The sequence below is a fragment of the Brevundimonas denitrificans genome (genome assembly GCF_030160755.1).
Lineage (GTDB): Bacteria > Pseudomonadota > Alphaproteobacteria > Caulobacterales > Caulobacteraceae > Brevundimonas > Brevundimonas denitrificans.
The window spans coordinates 20085-37421 of the sequence record NZ_BSOY01000012.1 but is presented as its reverse complement, the minus strand read 5'-3'; the positions used below and the strand labels follow the sequence as shown (position 1 = coordinate 37421).

Below are 17337 nucleotides of genomic sequence, written 5' to 3'. Positions count from 1 at the left end.
GCCGGTCGCGCCGCGCGCGGAAACGGCCCCGCACAGTTCACGCGACTGTGAGGGGCCTTTCCGCCGAAACCATGACGCTCCGGACGCCTATTCTAAAAACGCGTTCACCTCGGCGGCGAACCGGGCGGGCTGGTCCAGCATGATGAAATGGGCGCTGTCGTCGATCCGGGTCAGGGTCGCGCCGGGCAGGTTGGCGAATGAGGCGCGGTAGATGCCGTCGACCATGTCGTTGGTCATGCGGGGATCGTTGAACCGGACGTAGAGCACCGTGGTCGGCGCGGTGATCCGGCCGAGCTCCGGCCGCAGGTCGGTGACGATCAGCTCGCGGAAGGCCGCGGCGGAGACCTTCTGGTCGCTGCTCCGGCTGTCCTCAAGGGGCTTGGCGCGCTGGGACTCGGTGTTGATCATCGCGACGATCTGGGCGTCCGCCTGCGCCTGGTATTGTTCGCGGGGGGAGTTGGCCATGCCCTGGTGCATCATGTCGGCCATGGGCGTGACGCTCTCGGCCGTCGGGACCGTGCCCGGCTGGGCGAACATCGCCCCCATGAAGGGCACCATGTCGACGACCATCAGCTTGCCGACGCTGTCCGGATGCCGCGCGGCCAGCATCATGCCGATGGTGCCGCCCATGGAGTGACCGATCACGGCGGGCTTGTTCAGGCCCTGTTCGGCGATGTAGCGGGCCAGATCCTCGGCGACCGGGGCGGAGACGTCGCCCGTGGCGTTGTCCTCGGGCGGCGCGCCGGCGAATCCCTGGATGTGCACGCGATGAACGCGGTAGCGGCCCTTCAGCTGTTCGGTCAGCCCGTCCCAGACCTCGGGCGAGGAGCTGAGGCCCGGAATCAGGATGACGTCGCCGACGGGATGCTCCGGCCCGTCGACGCGGACGTGGAAACGGCCCGATTCAAAGTTGGCGTGGGCATGGCCGTGGCCCGCGGCCGCCTCGGGCGCCTGGCCATGGTCCCCGTGCGCCTGGGCCAGGGCCGGCGCCGCGGCGGCGAAGGAAAGGGCCGCGGCGAGGGCGGCGAGGGCGGTCATGGTCTTCATGGTCTGTATCCCCGGTGCGCGGGCGAAACGCCCGCTTCTGTCCCTAGTCGTCGCAGAGGGCGCGAATGGATGCAGCCGGTCAAGACTTCACCGCTGCGGCTCGCTAAACTGTCCGCATGACCCCCGCCGACAGCGCCCCCGTCTCCCCGAAATCGCCCGAGGCCAAGGCCCCGCCGACGGCCTTCGGCAAGGGATTCGTGCTGGACGCCTGGTATTTCGTCGCCCTGTCCCGCGATGTCGCCCCCGCCTCATTGAAGCGCCATGAACTGCTCGGCGAGCCGGTGCTGATCGGGCGGACCCGGGCGGGCCAGGTCTACGCCATGCGCGACATCTGCCCCCACCGCGCCGCGCCCCTGTCCGCCGGACGGCTGGTCGAGAAGCCCGGCGAGGGCGAGACCATCGAATGCTGCTACCACGGCTGGCGTTTCCGGCCCGACGGCGTCTGCGCCGCCATCCCCTCCCTGGTGGAGGACCAGCCCTATGAGGCCGACCGCATCCGGGTGCGGAGCTATCCGGTCCGCGAAAGCCAGGGGATGGTCTTCGTCTGGATGGCGTCCGATCCCCGCACCGCGCCCGATCCTGACCATGAGCCGCCGCTGTTCCCCGGGGTGGTCGGGGGCGGGGCGAAGATGGTCGAATGGATGGATTTCGACGCCCATGTCGATCACGCCGTCGTCGGCCTGATGGATCCGGCCCACGGCCCCTATGTGCATCAGCAGTGGTGGTGGCGGTCCGAGACGTCGATGCACGAGAAGGCCAAGGCCTTCGAACCGCGCGAGCACGGCTTCGCCATGGTCCGGCACGCCCCGTCGTCGAACAGCCGGGCCTATAAGATCCTCGGCGGCGCCCCGGCGACCGAGATCTCGTTCCGCCTGCCCGGCTATCGCTGGGAGCATATCCAGGTCGGCGAGAAACAGGTCCTGGCCCTGACCTGCCTGACCCCCCGGACAGAAACGAAGACGACGATCACCCAGATCTTCTGGTCCGACCACTGGGTGTTCGCGATCGCCAGGCCGTTCCTGCGCATGGGCGTCATCGCCTTCCTGAAACAGGACGGCGGCATGGTGAACCTGCAGAACGAGGGCCTGCGCTACGATCCCGCCCTGATCTGGATCGACGACGCCGACAAACAGGCGAAATGGTACCAGCAGCTGAAGCGCGAATGGATCAAGTCCCGCGCCGAAGGCCGCCCGTTCGTGAACCCGGTCAAGGCGGCGACATTACGCTGGAAAAGCTGAGTCTCCTCCCCGTCGCGGAGCGATGGGGAGGGGGACTATGCGAAGCATGGTGGAGGGGGGCCGCGCCGCGGTCCTGCCCCTCCCTCACGGCGCGAAGCCGCGCCACCTCCCCATTCGCTCCGCGAACAGGGAGGAGACGATCTTTACTGCCGGCTAATCTGCCCCGCCAGGATCACGTCGATCTGCTTGCCGATCTGCGTCGTCAGCTGCTGCATGGTCCAGCCGTCGTAGGCGGCGCGGCGGTAGTTCGACAGGAAGGCCTCGTAGATCAGCTCGCTGAGCAGACGCACGTCCGCATCCTGGCGCAGCTCGCCCTCCCGCACTCCGGCCTGCAGGGCGTCGGAGACGACCATGACCAGCGGCTTGATGGCGGTGCGGGTGCGCATCTCGGCGGCGACCGGCTGGAACCATGAGCGGGCCACGACCGCCTGGACCAGCGGCAGCTGCTCCAGCGAGCTGTGATAGCCGGCGGTCAGGGCGGCCAGCAGACGGGCGCGCAGCGAGGTTTCAGCGGCGGCGGCGGTCTTCAGCGTTTCGGCCAGTTTCGCCAGATCTTCCGACAGGACGGCCTCGAACAGTTCGGCCTTGTCCTGGAAATTGGCGAAGACGGCGCCCGTCGACATCCCCGCGCCCTTGGCGATGTCGCGAATGGTGGCGGGCTCATAGCCACGCTCGGCGAACAGGGTGCGCGCGGCGTCCAGCACCTTCTGGCGGGTGCGGACCTTGGCGGCCTGGCGGCGGTTCAGCCGGGGGGTCTCGGACTCGGCGTCGTTGGTCTTGGAGGGGGTCAAGGCGATATCTCGCATGAAACGGGTACTCACTGGGCGGCGGCGGCGGGCCGTCGTTGGAACTGGACGCCGAAGCGATGGAAAATCCGGAGCGGGCGCGAAGGCACGCAGACACATCGCCTGTCAGGCGAGAACGGGGCAATCATCACGCAACGATGACCAAAATGGGGTAGCGGGATTAACAGTCGGGATAGTCATGCGGTTAACGTCCCCGCACGGACCCTCCGCCGATGCGTCTCAGCGCCGCAGGGTGGAGCGCAGGGCGCGCGGGCTGCGGACGGCGTCGCTGCCGGGCATGGCCTCCTGAAAGATCTTGCGGAACCGGTCGCGACGCTCGTGAATCGACGCCAGCACCAGACCCATGGGCACCCCCAGATCGACGAGGGTGTTCTCGGCCAGTTGCAGGCTGGCCTCCGTGGTCTCGGGGACGGCGTCCGTGACGCCCAGGGCGTACAGGCGGGCGGCGTGTTTGTGATCCCGGGCGCGGGCGATCAGGATCAGGTCGGGCCGCAGCGAGCGTGTGGCGATGACCACCTCATCGACCTTGATCGGCGCATCCATGGTCACCACCACAGCCCGCGCCGTGTCGATGCCGCAGCGCTCCAGCATCTCGGTCCGCCCCGCGTCGCCATAGAAGACATTGGCCCCCTCGGCCCTGCCCTTGGCCACGGTGGAGGGATTGGCGTCGATGGCCAGGAAGGCCTGTCCATGCTCGGTCAGCATCTCGCCGACCAGACGTCCCACCCGTCCGAAGCCGACGATCAGCACCTGTCCGGACGTCGCTGACGGCGTCTCCAGGGCCTCGGGCGGCAGTTCGGCGACGGCCGGGGCTACGCGTTTCACCAGCCGGTCCGCGATCAGGGCCATCAGGGGGACCGTGAAAATGCTGATCGTCGCCGCCATGAGCACCGTCTGGGTGAAGGCGGGCGAGGCGATCCCCTCGACCAGACCGGCGCCCAGGATGACGAAGGCGAACTCCCCTGCGGGTCCCAGCACCAGCGCCGTCTCGATGGCGGTGCGGTTGTTCAGGCCCCACAGGCGGGCGGCGGCGTATATCAGGCCGGCCTTCAGCAGGGTCAGCATGGCGGCCAGGCCGAACACGGCCACGGGATCGGCGGCCACGGCGTCGAGGTCGAGGCTGATGCCGACCCCCACGAAAAAGACCCCGAGCAACAGGCCCTTGAACGGCTCGATCGAAATCTCGACCTCGCGTCGGAACTCGGTCTCGGCCAGCAGCAGGCCGGCGATCAGGGCGCCGAGGCTCATCGACAGGCCGGCGGCCTGGGCCGCCACCCCGGCGCCGACCACCACCAGCAGGCTGGCGGCGATGAACATCTCCTGCCCCTGCCCCCGGGCCTTGGCCCGGGCGACCGAGCGGAACATGGGCCGCAGCACCAGCCGGCCCAGCACGACCAGCAGCGCCAGACCGATGGCGGCCGGGATCAGGGTGAACAGCGCGGGGCCCAGAACCGCCGGGTCGAAATCGCCGCCGCCGACGCCGCTCCCGGCGAGCGCCGCCAGAACCGTGACGGTGATCAGGATCGGCGCCACGACCAGATCCTGGGCCAGCAGGATGGAAAAGGTCGCCCGTCCGGCGGTGGTCTTGATCCGCCCCCGCTCGGCCATCACCGGCATCACCACGGCTGTCGAGGACAGGGCCAGCCCCATCCCCAGCACGGCCGCCGAGACCAGCGGCTGGCCCATGAACACAAAGACCGCCGCCAGCGCCACCGTACAGGTCGCCACCTGGGTCAGGCCGAGGCCGAAGACCAGCTTGCGCATGGCCCGCAGCCGCTCCCACGACAGCTCCAGCCCGATCATGAACAGCAGGAAGGCGACGCCGAGCTCGGACAGGGACCGGATCTGGGTGGCGTCCGAAATGGTCAGCCACGACAGCCAGGGCGCGGCGTCCGACATCCGGGCCAGTCCGTCGGGACCCAGCAGCACGCCCGCGGCGAGGAAGCCCAGCACCGGACTGATCTTCAGACGGTTGAACAGCGGCACGACCACGCCCGCGGCCGCCAGAAAGACCACCAGATCCTTGTATTCGCCGCCGCCGCCGTGAGTCGCCATTCGTCCTCCGTCGGGGGTCAGCCTACAGGCTGAAACGCCGCCCCGTCTGGGTTTCCGTCGCACATGACAAATAATTCAGGCGACAGGACGGGCCCGGGGCGTAGGGTCGCCGACGACGCTGTCCGACAGAGAAGCGAAGTCGAGGAAATCCCCATGAAGAAATTGCTCATCGGCGCCGCGCTCGGCGCCCTGCTCCTGCCCGCGTCCGTCGCGGTCGCCCAGGTCGGCGGCGAAGATCACGGCCATGGCTGCATCGACGAAAGCTGCTCCATCTACGAGCTCTTCCAGACCCCGCCCGACGGCGGAACGGTCCTGGGCTACCAGGGCACGGAAGCGCCGAGCTACGGAACCTGGGGCTTCAACCTCGACGGTCGCGACACCTCGGTGCGGCCCGGCGAAAGCTTCATGCGCTACGCCAACGGCGCGGCGCTCGACCGGCTCCAGATTCCGTCCGACCGCACCTCATACGGCTCGTTCAATCTGCTGCGCGAGCTCTCGGACAACCGCGTCAAGGTGATGATCGACGCCCTCGTCGCCCGCACCGACCTGGTCCCCGGCTCCGACGAGCAGAAGATCGCCGACGCCTATCGCGCCTATATGGACGAGGACCGGATCGAGGCGCTGGACGCCCAGCCGCTGCAGCCCTACCTGGCTGCGATCCGCGCCGCGAACACCCATGAGGCGATGGCCGTCTACATGGGTCAGACGCAGGGCCGTGTGGGCGCCTCGATCTTCGGCACAGGCATCACCACCGACCAGAAGGCGCCGACCCGCTATGTCGTCTCGACCGGCCAGGCCGGCCTGGGCCTGCCCAACCGCGACTACTATCTGGCGGACCGCTGGGCCGAGAAGAAGGCTCTGTACCGCGCCTATGTCGAGCGGATGCTGACCATGGTCGGCTGGGAAGACCCGGCGGCCAGCGCGGACGCCATCCTCGCCTTCGAGAACCGGATCGCCGAGGCGCACTGGACGCCGGAGCAGAACCGCAATCGCGACGAGACCTACAACGAATACACCATCGCCCAGCTGGCGGCGGAGGCCCCGGGCTTCCCGTGGCAGGCCTATTATACAGCGGTCGGCGTCGGCGACGTGCCCCGCCTGATCGTTCGCCAGGACACGGCGATGCCGACGATCGCCGCGATCTTCGCGGACACTCCTGTCGCGACTCTCCAGGCCTGGGAGGCCTTCCACACCACCGACCAGGCCGCGCCGCGCCTGTCGCGCCGCTTCTCGGACGCCCAGTGGGAGTTCCGTTCGCGCGATCTGCAGGGCCAGCCGATGCAGCGCCCCCGCGACAAGCGGGGCATCAGCTTCGCCGAGGGCATGCTGGGCGAGGCCGTCGGCCGCCAGTATGTGGCCGAATACTTCCCCGCCGCGTCCAAGGCGCAGATGGAGGAGCTGGTCGCCAACCTGCGCATCGCGCTCAGCAACCGCATCAACACCTACGACTGGATGGGCGACGCCACCAAGGCCGCGGCCCAGGAGAAGCTGGCCAAATTCACCGTCAAGATCGGCTATCCGAACAAGTGGCGCGACTACTCCGCTCTTGAAATCCGTCCGGACGACCTGTTCGGCAACGGCGAGCGGGCCGGTCTCTTCCGCTGGAACTACCAGCTCAACCGCCTGAACCAGCCGGTGGACAAGGACGAGTGGGGCATGACCCCGCAGACCGTGAACGCCTACTACAACTCGACCAATAACGAGATCGTCTTCCCGGCCGCCATCCTGCAGCCGCCCTTCTTCGATCCGGATGCGGACCCGGCCGTCAACTACGGCGGCATCGGCGGCGTCATCGGCCACGAAATCGGCCACGGCTTCGACGACCAGGGCTCCAAGTCCGATGGCGACGGGGTGCTGCGCAGCTGGTGGACGGCCGAGGACCGGGCCAATTTCGACGCCCTGACGGCCCGCCTCGGCGAGCAGTACGGCCAGTTCGAGCCGCTCCCGGGGTTCCGGGTCCGCCCGGCCCTGACCATGGGCGAGAACATCGGCGACGCCGCCGGCAACGCCGTCGGGCTTGAGGCCTATCACCTGTCGCTGAACGGCCAGCCCGCGCCGATCCTCGACGGCACGACCGGCGACCAGCGCTTCTTCTACGGCTGGGCCCAGGTCTGGCAGTCGAAATATCGCGACGACGCGCTGAGGCAGCAGATCGACACCGACTCGCACAGCCCGGCCGAGTTCCGGGTGATCGGCCCGGTCCGCAACGTCGACGCCTGGTACGACGCCTTCGACGTCCAGCCCGGCGACCGCTACTACCTGGCCCCGGCAGACCGGGTTCGCATCTGGTAGGACAGGCCTGAAAGACGGGAAGGGGTCGGAGCCAACGCTCCGGCCCCTTTCTTGTGGCCACTAGCCACTAGCCACCGGCGCGCAGCGCCAGGCTCCAGGCGCAAAAAAGCCCGCCGCGGGGGATACATTCGCGGCGGGCTTTCTTTCGCTCTTTGACGAGCGGACGTTTCCTCCCCGAAACGCCTCCGGGCCGCTGCTGCGCCGAAACGCTGCGCTTCCCGAGTACGTCAGAAAGACGACATTTACCGTCTCAAGTCAATGAACGGGCGGGCGAAACCCGGATTTTTCAAGACTTATCAGTGATAACTCACGAAGCTGTGCGCGCCTGTTTGACGATCCGGGCGACGGTGGCGACCAGCTCGGATCGGGGGACGATCTGCTGGCCCGGGCGTTCGGATTTCCAGGCCTCGTTGTCGCTGACGCCGGCGGCGAGCGCCCGGCCGGCGTCCAGATCCTTGACCGTGACCTGGCCGGCCGCGATCTCGTCTCCGCCCAGGATGACGGCGGCCGGCGCGCCGCGGCGGTCGGCGTATTTCATCTGCGCCTTCATCCCGGCCCGGCCCAGATAGAGCTCGGCGGCGACGCCGGCGTTGCGGAGTTCGGACACGGCGTCGAGATAGTGCTGCATGTCGGCGTCGGAAAAGACGATGACCACGACCGGCCCGCGCACCGCGTCCTCGTCGCCCCGTCCGGCGGCGCGCAGGGCCGAGGCCAGGCGCGACACCCCGAACGAGAAGCCGGTCGCCGGCAGCCGCTCGCCGGTGAACCGCGCCACCAGATCGTCATAGCGTCCGCCGCCCCCGATCGAGCCGAAGCGCACGGCCCGGCCCTTGTCGTCGACCGTGTCCAGCAGCAGCTCGGCCTCGAACACGGCGCCGGTGTAATATTCCAGCCCGCGCACGATGGTCGGGTCGAAGCGGACCGCGTCCTGGCTCACCTTCATGGCGTTCAGCGCGGCGTCGATGGCGGCCAGCTCGGTCAGGGCCGCCTCGCCGATCTCGCCCAGCCCCCCGACCCGCGCGACGGCGTCCAGCGTCCCGGCGCGCGTCAGCCCCTCGTCCGCCACCGACGACAGGAAGCCCTCGATCGTCGCGATCACGCCGGCCGGCAGACGCGCCCCCCGGGTGTAGTCGCCCGAGTCATCGAGCCGGCCCTCGCCCAGCAGGGCGGCGACGCCCTCCCAGCCCAGCCGGTCGAATTTGTCGATGGCCCGCAGGGCGGTCAGCCGCTGGCCCGCATCCTCGATCCCGCCCGCCTGGAACAGGCCGTCGAACAGTTTGCGGTTGGAGACGCGCACCACCGCCTGACCGGCGTCCAGACCGGCCGCGCGCAGGCCCTCGCAGGCCATGGCGATGATCTCGGCATCGGCCTCGGGCCGGTCCGAGCCGACGGTGTCGGCGTCGCACTGGACGAACTCGCGGAACCGCCCCGGGCCCGGCTTCTCGTTGCGCCACACCGGGCCGAAGGCGTAGCGGCGGAACGGCTTGGGCAGGGTCTCCCACCCCTGGGCCGCGAACCGGGCCAGCGGCGCGGTCAGGTCGTAGCGCAGCGCCATCCACTGGTCGTCGTCGTCCTGAAGGGCGAAGACCCCCTCGTTGGGACGGTCGGCGTCCGGCAGGAATTTGCCGAGCGCATCGGCGTATTCGAACGCGCCCGTCTCCAGCGGCTCGAAGCCCCAGCGCTCATAGACCTCGGACACCCGCTGCACGAGACGGCGCTCGGCGATCAGGTCGCGACCGCGACGGTCGGCGAACCCCCGCGGATTGCGGGCTTCAGGGCGGGCGGGAGCGGCGGCGTCGGTGGTCATGCCGCGTCTTTAGAGGGACAAGGGATTAGGGACCAGAGGTTAGGGCGGCGACGGTGCGGTGCGATGCGTCCCTCTTCCCTGATCCCTGACCCCCGACCCCTCAGGCCTTCCTCAGCGGAACCATCCGCTTGTACGTCAGGCAACGCCAGGCCCATTCCAGCGGGCCCAGCTGGAACACCGACAACCACAGCGGCGACCAGATCAGCTGCGCCGCCCAGACCCCGCCGATGATAATCCACATCTCGGGCCAGCCGATCTGGCCGTACCAGCCCAGCCCCCGGCCGCCGTAGAAGATGGTGGTCATGATCAGGGTCTGGCTGAGGTAGTTGGTGAAGGCCATCCGCCCGGCGCAGGCCAGCGGCGTCAGGATCAGCTTCAGCCCGAACCGCGCCAGCAGGATCAGCAGGCTGGCGTAGCCGAGCGAAATGAAGGGGGCGAGGAAGCTGTTGTACGGCTTGGTCATCGTCTCGATGAAGGGGAAGCCCGCCGCGATGAAGGCCGAGGTCTCCTGCCAGACCAGCCACAGCGATCCGCCCCCGGCGGCGATGAACAGGCCATAGACCCAGGCCGGCGAACGGCCGGCCAGGAAGCCTGACTTGAACAGACCCATGCCGATCAGCATCAGGGCCGACGTCGCCGGCAGGAAGAAGATCAGCATGGCGGGGGCGGTCTGCAGCCAGTTTCTCACCTGGGCCAGGCTGACCGACAGGGCGTCGCCCTGGAAGGCCGCGATCGACCGGGCCAGCTTGGCCGGGTCAGCGCCCCAGCCGGAGCCTTCCATCGCGCCGGCCAGAGCTTCCGGAGGGGCGAAGGCCAGCAGGGACATCATGCCCACATAGAGGGCCGAACAGATCAGGTTCAGGCTGACGCCCGCGATCAACAGACTGCGGGCGCTCCACGACCGCACCAGCATCACGAACAGGCCGGTCCAGGCGTAGAGCAGCAGGATGTCGCCGAACCAGAAGGCCAGACCATGGATCAGGCCGAAGACGGCCAGCCAGAACAGGCGGCTGCGCAGCAGCTTGCCCCGCGCTGCGTCCGCGCGTTCGCCGCCGATCAGGAAGATCGAGACGCCGAACAGCATGGAGAACAGGGTGCGCATCTTGTCCTGGAAGAAGACGTGCATGATCTGCCAGGCCTGCGCGGCCTCGGCGTCGAAGCCTGTCTGCAAGGGCGGATTGGACACGACCGCCCAGGGCCAGGCGAAGGTCATGGCGTTGACGGCCAGAATGCCCAGAACGGCCAGACCGCGGACCATATCCAGACTGAACAGGCGATCCGACGTGGCGACGGGCGCCAGTTTCGCGAGCGGCGCGGGCGCCTCGGCCCCGGTTGTTTCGGCGACGGCCATGACATCTTCCCCCATCCGGCAGGGGCAAGCTTGGCCGAAGCGGCGCGGTCTTGAAACTGAATTCTGCGTAACGGCCCGGCCGGGCCGGAGAGCGTCAGGCTTCGTCGGGTTCGCTCATCAAGCCCAGCCGGTCCCGCACCTCGGGCTGAAGCCTGAAGGCGATGAAGGCGGCGCACAGGCCCGCCCACAGGGCATAGCTGACCCCCACCATGACGGCGACGGGAAGCAGGCCGACGCCATAGATGAGCAGGGTGGTTTCCGTGGCGCCCGCGGCCTGGGCGATGCCGCCCGCCTCGAACCAGCCGAAGATGCACAGGATGAGGGCGAACAGCGCCTGAAGCCCGGCGGCCAGCAGACCGCCGTAGAACATGAACCGCCAGACCACGCCCAGCCGCGTCGACGGCCGTCCGGTCCGCTCACGCTCCCGCCGCAGCAGCCACAGGCCCGCCGGCACGGCCATCAGCCCGATGACCAGGGCCACCAGCCGCGGATCGATCTCCATCGACGGCGCCCAGTTGTTCGGCGGCCAGATCAGCAGGGTGATCGGGATCGGCGGCCACAGGGCCCCGGCGAGCGCCGCCAGCACCAGCCGGTGCGGCTCCCGCCGCCAGGCCACCCGCTCCTGTCCGGGGAAGTCCTCGGCTCTTTCCGGGATCGGGATCATCGCGCCGGACTCACCGCGTGGGCGCCGGCGTGTCGCCGGAATAGTCGTAGAAGCCGCGCCCGGACTTGCGTCCCAGCCAGCCGGCCTCGACATATTTCACCAACAGGGGACAGGGCCGGTATTTGGTGTCGGCCAGGCCCTCATGCAGCACGTTCATGATCGCCAGAACCACGTCCAGCCCCATGAAGTCCGCCAGTTCCAGCGGCCCCATCGGATGGTTGGCGCCCAGCTTCAGCGCCTTGTCGATCGAGGCGACGTTCCCGACGCCTTCGTACAGGGTGTAGATCGCCTCATTGATCATCGGCACCAGGATGCGGTTGACGATGAAGGCGGGGAAGTCCTCGGCGTTGGTGGTGGTCTTGCCCAGCGACTCCGCAAAGGCCACCGCCGTCTCATAGGTGTCGGCCGAGGTGGCGATGCCGCGCACGATCTCGACCAGTCTCATCACCGGCGCCGGCTTCATGAAATGCAGGCCGATGAACCGCTCGGGCCGGTCGGTGACCGAGGCCAGCCGGGTGATCGAAATCGAGGAGGTGTTGGACGCCAGCAGGGTGTCGGGCCCCAGATGCGGGACCAGTTCGGTCAGTATCGACTTCTTGACCGCCTCGTCCTCGACCGCCGCCTCGATGACGAGATCGGCCCGGGCCGCGGCGGCCAGCGAGGATGCGGCCGTGATGCGCGAAAGGGCGGCGTCGGCCGAGGCCGGGTCGATCAGGCCGCGATCGATCTGGCGGGCCAGGCTGGCGGCGATGGCGGCCTGGGCCTGCGGCACGCGGTCCGCGGCGGCGTCGTACAGCAGCACCTGATAGCCGCCGGCGGCCACGGCCTGGGCGATGCCTGCGCCCATCTGGCCTGCGCCGACGATGGCGACGGATCGGATCGTGGTCATGAATTCCGGTTGGCTGGCGGGCGGGAGGCCCGGTCGGAGCGGCACCTTAGGACCCTCGCCGGACGGTGCAAGGCCCGATGACAGGCGGTCGGTCAGTAAGCCCCGAAGAGTGTCAGAAGCGCCGCGTGCGAGGCAGGCAGGAGATAGACCCGCACGCCGTGGATCAGGATCAGGACGATGATCGGCGTGATGTCCATGCCGCCCAGGGACGGAATGACCTTGCGGAACGGCAGCAGCACCGGACCGGTGACCCTGTCGAGGAAATCCGCGAGCTGGTTCACGAACCGATTGCGATGGTTGATGACATCAAAGGCGAACAGCCAGCTCAGAATCGCGCTGACGATGATGGCCAGCACCAGCAGCCCCAGCAAGGCATCGATGACGAAGAAGATGAAACCGATGATCGCCGCCATGCTTTCCGATGCTCCCGAAACCTGATCTGTCCCGCTTCTACCTTGACCGCGCCGTCCGTCCAACGATTCCGGCGTCGCAGGCCCCGGCTGCGCCAACCCCGTTGACACTCCCGCCCCGCCCCTCGTATGTCGCGCCCTCGCCTGCGCCCCATTGTCCAACGGGGTAAGGGGGGCCGTAGCTCAGTTGGTAGAGCGCGTCGTTCGCAATGACGAGGTCAGGGGTTCGACTCCCCTCGGCTCCACCACCCTGCTTCGCGCGGCGCGCTTCGCAGGGCAGGCCCGGTAGCGCGAAGCAGGATGCCCTTCTGTGGCCGTTTCCCACGACCCATCCCCCGTCCGCGTCGCCGCCCTCTACCGGTTCGCGGCCATCGCCGACTGCAAGGCCGTGCGCGCCCGGCTCGAGGCCCTGTGCCGCCCGGATGTGCGCGGCACCCTTCTGGTCGCGCATGAGGGGCTGAACGGCACCATCGCGGGACCCGAAGCCTCCATCGACCGGGTGCTGGCGGAGATCCGCGCCCTGCCCGGCTTCGCGGCCCTCGAGGTGAAATTCGCGGACGCCGCCGCCATGCCGTTCCACCGCATGAAGGTCCGGATCAAGCCCGAGATCGTCACCATGGGGCAGCCGGATCTCGATCCGGTCGCCAACGCCGGGACCTATGTCGCGCCCGCCGACTGGAACGCCCTGATCCGGCAGCCGGACGTGGTCGTGATCGACACCCGAAACGACTATGAGGCCGCCGTCGGCGCCTTCGAGGGAGCGATCCAGCCCAATACGCGGGCTTTTCGCGACTTCCCCGACTGGTTCCGGACCGAAGGCCGCGCCCTGCTCGACGGGCCGACGCCGCCGAAGGTAGCCATGTACTGCACCGGCGGCATCCGCTGCGAAAAGGCCACCGCCTTCCTCAGGGCCGAGGGCGTGCAGGACGTCTTCCATCTGGAGGGCGGCATCCTGCGCTATCTCGAGACGACCCCGGAGACGGACAGCCTGTGGCGGGGCGAGTGTTTCGTCTTCGACGAGCGGGTCGCCGTCGGCCACGGCCTGACCCCGGGCAGCCACAGCCTTTGCCGGGGCTGCCGCATGCCGGTCAGCGAGGCCGGCCGGGCGTCGCCGCGTTATGTCGAGGGGGTCTGCTGCGACCGCTGCGCCGACAGCCGGACCGAGGCGGACCGCGCCCGCTATCTCGAACGGGCGAAACAGGTGGAGATCGCCGCGCTTCGCGGCCTGGCGCACATCGGGGCGGTCCAGACGCCGTCCGAAGACTGACTACTGGTCCTCGTCGAATTTCCGCTCGACCAGCTCGGCCAGGGCGGCCACGGCGGCCTCGGCCTCCGCGCCCTCGGCGGAGATGTCGATGGTGCAGCCGTTGCCGGCGCCCAGCATCAGCAGGCCCATGATCGACAGGGCGTTCACCGTGACGCCGTCACGGGTGACATGGACCTCGGCGTCGAAGGTCGAGGCCAGTTTGACGAATTTGGCCGAGGCGCGGGCGTGAAGGCCGCGGGTGTTGCAGATGTTGGCCGTGGCGCTTGCCGTCATTTCTCGCCCTGAAGCACCCAGCTGGCGACCGAGATGTATTTGCGACCGGCGTCCTGGGCATGGGCGACGCAGGCTTCCAGCGGTTCGCGGCCGCGCACGCTGGCCAGTTTGATCAGCATGGGCAGGTTGAGCCCGGCGATGACCTCGGCGCGGGTCTCTTCCATCACCGATATGGCCAGGTTGGACGGCGTGCCCCCGAACATGTCGGTCAGCAGGATGACGCCGTCGCCGTCGTTGACGGCCGCGGCGGCGTCGACGATGTCGCGGCGGCGCCGTTCCATGTCGTCCTCGGGCCCGATGCAGATGGCCGCGACCCCGCGCTGGGGTCCCACCACATGCTCCATGGCCGCGAGAAATTCGGAGGCCAGGCCCCCGTGGGTGACGATCACCAAGCCGATCATGAAGGCTTCACCAAGACTTTCGCCCCCGCGTCCGGCCGCCCTTGAGCGCGCCGCAAGCCGGGCGGAATAGCCCAAGTCCGCGCCGGGTTAAAGCGGGGCGATGGCCGCCGCGACCTTTTCGACCGCCGAGGCCTCAAATCCCCTCAGCCGGAGCAGCGGCACGCACCGGCCCGCGAGGCGCCGCTCATCCGGGTCCGGCAGCCGCTCCGGAGTCGGGTCTGTCAGCTCGACGGCGAGGACCAGCCGCACCACGCCCTGCACGCAGGCCCCGATGATCCCGAGGCCGCGGGCCTCGATTCGTCCCCGGATCGTATCCGGCGCCGTGGCGTAGAGCGCCTCGCCCGAGGCGAAGACATGGACATAGTCGTCCGCCACCAGCCGCCAGCCGCGCCCGATCAGCCGCAGCGCCAGGTCGCTCTTGCCCGCGCCCGACGGTCCGCTGATCAGGATGGCGCGCCAGCCGATCCCGGGTCGCCATTGCGCCACGGCGGTGGCGTGCAGCGGCTGGGCGGCGGTCATGTGCGCCGGCCCGATCCCGGCGCCGCGGGCAGGGCGACCTCGAAGCGAGCGCCGGCGACGCCGCCCGCCGCATCCGGCCGGTTGGCGGCCCGGACATGGCCGCCATGGGCCTCGACGATCTGACGCACGATCGACAGCCCCAGCCCCGAATTGGCCCCGAACGCCGTGCCCCGCGGGCGGGCGGTGTAGAACCGTTCGAACACCGTCTCGAGATTCTCCGGCGGAATGCCCGGCCCATCGTCATCGATTCGCACGCGAACCGGCCGCTCCGGATCCATATCGTCGCGGCCCAGCGACAGCCGCACCACGCCGCCGGGGGGGCTGAACGAGCGGGCGTTGTCGATCAGATTGCGGAACACCTGCCCCAGCGGCCCGTCGCGGCCCATGATCTGGACGTGACCGCCGGTCGGGGCCTCAAAGGTCACATGCGCCTCGCCCGGCTTCAGCCCGGCCTCATAGACGCCGACGATCTCGGTCAGCAGCTGGGTCAGGTCGATGGCGCGCGGCCGGTCGCGGTTCAGCTCGGCGTCCAGCCGCGAGGCGTTGGAGATGTCGGTGATCAACCGGTCCAGCCGCCGCACATCCTGTTGCAGCAGATTGGTCAGCTTCTCGCGCTGGGCCGCCGTCTTGACCAGCGGCAGGGTCTCCAGCGCCGAACGGATCGAGGTCAGGGGATTCTTGATCTCATGAGAGACGTCGGCGGCGAAGGCCTCGATGGCGTCCATCCGGTCCGACAGGGTCTCGGTCATCGTCTCCAGCGACCGGGCCAGGTCGCCGATCTCGTCCTTGCGGCTTTCGAGATCGGGCAGGGAGATGGCCCGGGCCCGCTGCAGCCGGACCTCGTCCGCCGCCGCCGACAGCCGCATCACCGGCCGCGCCACGAACAGATGCATCAGCAGCGACCCCAGCAGGTTCACCGCCAGCGCCACCAGGGCGAAGGGCATCAGGGCGCGGCGCTGGGCGGACAGGGTCTCGTCCACGTCCCCGGCCTCGAGCGTCAGAACGCCCAGCACCTGTTGCACATGGCGGACGGGAATGGAGACGGACACCACGCGATCACCGCTTTCGGACGGCCGCACCGTCGCCTGCGGCTCACCGTCCAGCGCGCGTTCCACCTCGGCCGCCAGGGTCGCGCGGGCCTGCTCCAGTTCCGCGACGTTTCGGCTTTCGGCCTTGGGGTCCGGGCGCGGAAGCGGGCTGCCTGCCGGGCGCGCGGGCGGCAGCGCCTGGCCCGGAATGACTTCGGTCACCGCATAGCTGTCGGCGACGATGATGCCGTCGATGTCGAACAGACGGGCCCGCTGTCCCACGGGAATGAAATTGTCGCGCAGCAGCAGCGGCGCCTTCTCGACGTTGAACTGCGGCGTCGGTTCGCCGACCGTATATTCCTTGTCGGCCAGCACATTGGCCAGCAGTTCGGCCTGGGCGAGCAGCGTCTCCTGACGCGCCTGGATCAGGCCCCGGCTCCACTCGTTGAGCAGCAGGGCGCCGACGAACAGGATCAGCAGGCTGAGCAGGTTGAGGGCGAGAATCAGCCCGCCCAGCCGCGACCCGCCGAAGCGTTTCAGGCGTCGGCGGGGTTCAGCGTCTCCCGGCGGGAGCGGTTCAGCTTTCGCGATAGCGGTATCCAACGCCATACAGGGTCTCGATGGCGTCGAACTCGGGGTCGACCACCCGGAATTTCTTCCGCATGCGTTTGACGTGGCTGTCGATAGTGCGGTCGTCGACATAGACCTGATCGTCGTAGGCGGCGTCCATCAGGTTGTCGCGGCTCTTCACGAAGCCGGGCCGCTGGGCCAGGGCCTGGAGCAGCAGGAACTCGGTCACGGTCAGCTTGACCGGCTTGCCCTCCCAGGTGCTCTCGTGGCGGGCCGGGTCCATCGACAGCTTGCCGCGCTTGATCGCCTTGGTGGAGCCTTCGCCCGAGGGCTCGGGCTCGCCGCCGTCGGCGCCCGTGCGGCGCAGCAGGGCCTTGACCCGCTCGATCAGCAGACGCTGGCTGAACGGCTTGTGGATATAGTCGTCGGCGCCGAGGTTGAAGCCGAGGATCTCGTCGATCTCCTCATCCTTGGACGTCAGCATGATCACGGGAATCTGCGAGGTCTGACGCAGGCGGCGCAGCACCTCCATCCCGTCCATGCGCGGCATCTTCACATCAAGGATGGCCAGATCGGGCGGGCTGGCTTCCAGCGCCTCGAGGCCCGAGGCCCCGTCGTGCCAGGCCGTGACCTTGTGGCCATGGCTTTCCAGCGCCAGCGAGACGGAGGCGACGATGTTCTCGTCGTCGTCAACCAGGGTGATGTTGGCCAAGTCGGGCT

16 protein-coding genes and 1 tRNA gene are annotated in these 17337 nt (G+C 68.9%); 4 read left to right on the top strand and 13 right to left on the bottom strand.

The features are described from left to right. Positions 1-87: 87 nt before the first annotated feature. On the bottom strand, positions 88-1047 hold the full coding sequence (locus QQJ79_RS04560) for an alpha/beta fold hydrolase (RefSeq protein ID WP_284221583.1): 960 nt from the start codon (positions 1045-1047) through the stop codon (positions 88-90). A gap of 116 nt (positions 1048-1163) precedes the next feature. On the opposite strand from QQJ79_RS04560, the gene QQJ79_RS04555 reads away from it, so the two are divergent. Next, complete coding sequence (locus QQJ79_RS04555) at positions 1164-2285, top strand: aromatic ring-hydroxylating oxygenase subunit alpha (RefSeq protein WP_284221582.1); 1122 nt, start codon at positions 1164-1166, stop codon at positions 2283-2285. Positions 2286-2428: 143 nt separating this feature from the next. On the opposite strand, the gene QQJ79_RS04550 is transcribed toward QQJ79_RS04555, so the two are convergent. Next, positions 2429-3091, bottom strand: coding sequence for a TetR/AcrR family transcriptional regulator (locus QQJ79_RS04550; protein WP_284221581.1), 663 nt, complete (start codon positions 3089-3091; stop codon positions 2429-2431). Positions 3092-3310: 219 nt separating this feature from the next. Beyond that, positions 3311-5146, bottom strand: a complete 1836-nt coding sequence (locus QQJ79_RS04545) for a cation:proton antiporter domain-containing protein (protein ID WP_284221580.1) — start codon at positions 5144-5146, stop codon at positions 3311-3313. 153 nt (positions 5147-5299) lie between these two features. Between QQJ79_RS04545 and QQJ79_RS04540 the strand changes: the two genes are divergently transcribed. Beyond that, entirely contained in the window at positions 5300-7438 is a 2139-nt protein-coding gene (locus QQJ79_RS04540; RefSeq protein WP_284221578.1) for a M13 family metallopeptidase, read from the top strand. 307 nt (positions 7439-7745) lie between these two features. On the opposite strand, the gene hisS is transcribed toward QQJ79_RS04540, so the two are convergent. The 5 genes from hisS to QQJ79_RS04515 all read right to left on the bottom strand — a co-directional run bounded on the left by hisS (position 7746) and on the right by QQJ79_RS04515 (position 12562). Further along, positions 7746-9245: a histidine--tRNA ligase gene (hisS, locus tag QQJ79_RS04535; protein ID WP_284221577.1), complete on the bottom strand. Its 1500-nt coding sequence runs from the start codon at positions 9243-9245 to the stop codon at positions 7746-7748. Between the two features lie 100 nt (positions 9246-9345). Further along, the gene (locus QQJ79_RS04530) at positions 9346-10596 is read right to left on the bottom strand and encodes a DUF418 domain-containing protein (RefSeq protein WP_284221575.1); all 1251 of its coding nucleotides are present in this window, start codon (positions 10594-10596) and stop codon (positions 9346-9348) included. Between the two features lie 94 nt (positions 10597-10690). Then, positions 10691-11260, bottom strand: coding sequence for a phthalate transporter (locus tag QQJ79_RS04525; protein WP_284221573.1), 570 nt, complete (start codon positions 11258-11260; stop codon positions 10691-10693). Between the two features lie 10 nt (positions 11261-11270). Further along, on the bottom strand, positions 11271-12149 hold the full coding sequence (locus QQJ79_RS04520) for a 3-hydroxybutyryl-CoA dehydrogenase (RefSeq protein ID WP_284221569.1): 879 nt from the start codon (positions 12147-12149) through the stop codon (positions 11271-11273). 92 nt (positions 12150-12241) lie between these two features. After that, on the bottom strand, positions 12242-12562 hold the full coding sequence (locus QQJ79_RS04515) for a YggT family protein (protein WP_284221567.1): 321 nt from the start codon (positions 12560-12562) through the stop codon (positions 12242-12244). 169 nt (positions 12563-12731) lie between these two features. On the opposite strand from QQJ79_RS04515, the gene QQJ79_RS04510 reads away from it, so the two are divergent. Then, positions 12732-12807: transfer RNA gene (locus QQJ79_RS04510), tRNA-Ala, on the top strand. A gap of 62 nt (positions 12808-12869) precedes the next feature. Then, positions 12870-13826 carry an oxygen-dependent tRNA uridine(34) hydroxylase TrhO gene (gene trhO / locus QQJ79_RS04505; protein ID WP_284221566.1) on the top strand — a complete coding sequence of 319 codons (957 nt, stop codon included), beginning with the start codon at positions 12870-12872 and terminating at the stop codon, positions 13824-13826. Here trhO and QQJ79_RS04500 read toward each other — a convergent pair whose 3' ends face one another. The 5 genes from QQJ79_RS04500 to chvI form a co-directional block, all read right to left on the bottom strand. Then, positions 13827-14099 carry an HPr family phosphocarrier protein gene (locus tag QQJ79_RS04500; RefSeq protein ID WP_284221565.1) on the bottom strand — a complete coding sequence of 91 codons (273 nt, stop codon included), beginning with the start codon at positions 14097-14099 and terminating at the stop codon, positions 13827-13829. It abuts the gene before it with no gap. Beyond that, positions 14096-14500 (bottom strand): PTS sugar transporter subunit IIA, encoded by a 405-nt coding sequence (locus QQJ79_RS04495; protein WP_284221564.1) that lies wholly within the window; start codon positions 14498-14500, stop codon positions 14096-14098. The genes QQJ79_RS04500 and QQJ79_RS04495 overlap by 4 nt, the downstream gene beginning before the upstream one ends. 87 nt (positions 14501-14587) lie before the next feature. Then, complete coding sequence (locus tag QQJ79_RS04490; protein ID WP_284221562.1) at positions 14588-15019, bottom strand: HPr kinase/phosphorylase; 432 nt, start codon at positions 15017-15019, stop codon at positions 14588-14590. Continuing rightward, positions 15016-16656 carry a two-component sensor histidine kinase ChvG gene (chvG, locus tag QQJ79_RS04485; protein WP_284221560.1) on the bottom strand — a complete coding sequence of 547 codons (1641 nt, stop codon included), beginning with the start codon at positions 16654-16656 and terminating at the stop codon, positions 15016-15018. The genes QQJ79_RS04490 and chvG overlap by 4 nt, the downstream gene beginning before the upstream one ends. Beyond that, positions 16625-17329, bottom strand: a complete 705-nt coding sequence (gene chvI / locus QQJ79_RS04480; RefSeq protein ID WP_284221558.1) for a two-component response regulator ChvI — start codon at positions 17327-17329, stop codon at positions 16625-16627. The genes chvG and chvI overlap by 32 nt, the downstream gene beginning before the upstream one ends. Positions 17330-17337 lie beyond the last annotated feature (8 nt).

Coding starts and splice junctions, on each gene's coding strand:
- chvG (WP_284221560.1), bottom strand. CDS start 16,656: ATGGCGTTGGATACCGCTATCGCGAAAGCTGAACCGCTCCCGCCGGGA.
- QQJ79_RS04555 (WP_284221582.1), top strand. CDS start 1,164: ATGACCCCCGCCGACAGCGCCCCCGTCTCCCCGAAATCGCCCGAGGCC.
- QQJ79_RS04490 (WP_284221562.1), bottom strand. CDS start 15,019: ATGACCGCCGCCCAGCCGCTGCACGCCACCGCCGTGGCGCAATGGCGA.
- QQJ79_RS04560 (WP_284221583.1), bottom strand. CDS start 1,047: ATGAAGACCATGACCGCCCTCGCCGCCCTCGCCGCGGCCCTTTCCTTC.
- QQJ79_RS04515 (WP_284221567.1), bottom strand. CDS start 12,562: ATGGCGGCGATCATCGGTTTCATCTTCTTCGTCATCGATGCCTTGCTG.
- QQJ79_RS04530 (WP_284221575.1), bottom strand. CDS start 10,596: ATGGCCGTCGCCGAAACAACCGGGGCCGAGGCGCCCGCGCCGCTCGCG.
- QQJ79_RS04540 (WP_284221578.1), top strand. CDS start 5,300: ATGAAGAAATTGCTCATCGGCGCCGCGCTCGGCGCCCTGCTCCTGCCC.
- QQJ79_RS04520 (WP_284221569.1), bottom strand. CDS start 12,149: ATGACCACGATCCGATCCGTCGCCATCGTCGGCGCAGGCCAGATGGGC.
- QQJ79_RS04525 (WP_284221573.1), bottom strand. CDS start 11,260: ATGATCCCGATCCCGGAAAGAGCCGAGGACTTCCCCGGACAGGAGCGG.
- QQJ79_RS04545 (WP_284221580.1), bottom strand. CDS start 5,146: ATGGCGACTCACGGCGGCGGCGGCGAATACAAGGATCTGGTGGTCTTT.
- QQJ79_RS04495 (WP_284221564.1), bottom strand. CDS start 14,500: ATGATCGGCTTGGTGATCGTCACCCACGGGGGCCTGGCCTCCGAATTT.
- QQJ79_RS04550 (WP_284221581.1), bottom strand. CDS start 3,091: ATGCGAGATATCGCCTTGACCCCCTCCAAGACCAACGACGCCGAGTCC.
- hisS (WP_284221577.1), bottom strand. CDS start 9,245: ATGACCACCGACGCCGCCGCTCCCGCCCGCCCTGAAGCCCGCAATCCG.
- QQJ79_RS04500 (WP_284221565.1), bottom strand. CDS start 14,099: ATGACGGCAAGCGCCACGGCCAACATCTGCAACACCCGCGGCCTTCAC.